The sequence below is a fragment of the Phaeovulum sp. genome (genome assembly GCF_041596715.1).
GTDB lineage: Bacteria > Pseudomonadota > Alphaproteobacteria > Rhodobacterales > Rhodobacteraceae > UBA6213.
In genome coordinates this window covers 1-1,631 of the sequence record NZ_JBFHIA010000386.1, presented here as the reverse complement: position 1 = coordinate 1,631, position 1,631 = coordinate 1, and the positions used below count along the sequence as shown (strand labels likewise).

Genomic DNA, 1,631 nt, shown 5'->3' with positions numbered 1-1,631 from the left:
TGTCGGGCGGAAACATGGCGACAGAACCGCCAGAGTTTTTTGCAACGCGCAACGAAGATGGCGCGGTGCAATTGCGGGGGCGCGTTCCCGACCAGCGGGCGCGCGATGCGCTGTCGGCGATTGCCGCAGGGCAATTTGGGCACGATTCGGTTTATCTGGCCACGCGCATTTACCCCGAGCTTCCAGCCGGCTGGATGGCGCGCGTGCTGACGGCCGTCGAGGCGCTTGGCAATCTGCAATCGGGCACTGCGCAGGTGCTGCCCGAGGTAATCCGCATCAGCGGAGAAACCGACGATGCGCAGGCATCCGACACGATTTCGCGCCTGTTCGTGGCCCGGCTTGGCGAGGCAGTGCAGATCGAGCTATCGATAAACTACACCGCACCGCCTGAACCCGAGGACGAAGGGCCAAACGGGCCCGAATGTGTGGCACGGCTGAACTCAGTCCTTGCCGAGAACAAGATTACCTTTGAGCCCGGTTCGGCCATAATCACCGCAGATGCCGCCCCCACAATCGACGCGCTCGCCGAAATCGTGAGGGAATGCGAAGAAGTGCCGATGCAGATCGGCGGGCATACAGACTCGCAGGGCGGCGAAGAAATGAACCTTCGCCTGTCGCAAGGCCGCGCGCGGGCCGTTGTGGTGGCCCTGCAACAGCGTCGCGTGCTGACGGGAAACATCGTTTCGCAAGGCTTTGGCGAGACGCAACCTCTTGCTGACAACGATACCGAGGCTGGCCGCGAGGCGAACCGGCGCATCGAGTTCTTGTTGCTGGATGACGCCGCAGACGCATCCACCGCGGCCGATGGCCCGGTCAAGGTAGCAGGCCCCGACATCGTTGCCGCCCCCCCGACCATGCGCCCGACGCCCCCCACCCCATGACACTCGCGGCAGGACCTGAGCAATGAACCGAGAAGAATTCATCACCGCTACCGCGATCATCCTGTTCGCCACCTTTTGTCTAGGCTGGTTCGCGTTCTGGCTGCTCCATCGCCTGACGCGGATGACACGCGCCGACATGGGTGAATTGGAGCAAATGGCGCAAGCGCTTCACGAAGCCGAAGAAATGCGCGATCAGGCGATGGAATACCTCGATCAGCGCGAGGCGGAACTGGTCAACCAGAACCACCAGACCGAGGCCGAATTGCGCGCAGCAATGGACGGGCTGCGCGATGCCCGCCAAGAGGCCGAGGAACTGCGCGCCTACATCGAAAAGCTGAACTCGGAAAAGCGCTAGCCGCGCCGCGCGGTCTCGGCCGGTGGGCGCAACTGCGGCGCAGCGGCGATAACTTCGGGTGCAAGGCCCTCGCCGCCCGCGGCGATTTCGGCCAATAGCGCCGCGCGCATCGCCCCCGGCCAGTTGTCGTTGATATGCTTCGCAACACCTTCTGACGCGGTTCCCGGCTGGGTCGCGAAAAAGGCGGCGATCTGGTTGGCCATGTGGGCAAGCTTTTCGTCGCTCATGCCAGTGCTTCCTCGGTAAATGTTTGTGGGTGGGAATAGACCTCGAAACTCGCGCCGCGCACGCGCGCGACCAATGTGATGCCCGCCGCCTCTGCCTCGGTCACCGCCAGCGCGGTAGGGGCCGATGCGCCGATCAGCACCCGCGCGCCAATCATCGCGGCCTTCTGC

4 protein-coding genes are annotated in these 1,631 nt (G+C 63.9%); 2 read left to right on the top strand and 2 right to left on the bottom strand.

What is annotated here, in order from left to right; genetic code table 11:
* Nucleotides 1-881, top strand: an 881-nt coding sequence (locus tag ABY403_RS16330; protein ID WP_372841865.1) for an OmpA family protein, incomplete at its 5' end; no start/stop codon positions are given.
* A 22-nt stretch (nucleotides 882-903) separates the two neighbouring features.
* Nucleotides 904-1,236, top strand: coding sequence for a hypothetical protein (locus ABY403_RS16325; protein WP_372841864.1), 333 nt, complete (start codon nucleotides 904-906; stop codon nucleotides 1,234-1,236).
* Here the strand turns inward: ABY403_RS16325 and ABY403_RS16320 are convergent.
* Nucleotides 1,233-1,463, bottom strand: a complete 231-nt coding sequence (locus ABY403_RS16320) for a formate dehydrogenase subunit delta (protein ID WP_372841863.1) — start codon at nucleotides 1,461-1,463, stop codon at nucleotides 1,233-1,235. The two genes, ABY403_RS16325 and ABY403_RS16320, sit on opposite strands and share 4 nt — an antisense overlap.
* Nucleotides 1,460-1,618, bottom strand: a complete 159-nt coding sequence (locus ABY403_RS16315) for a formate dehydrogenase accessory sulfurtransferase FdhD (RefSeq protein WP_372841866.1) — start codon at nucleotides 1,616-1,618, stop codon at nucleotides 1,460-1,462. Before ABY403_RS16315 ends, ABY403_RS16320 begins: the two co-directional genes overlap by 4 nt.
* Between the last annotated feature and the right edge of the window lie 13 nt (nucleotides 1,619-1,631).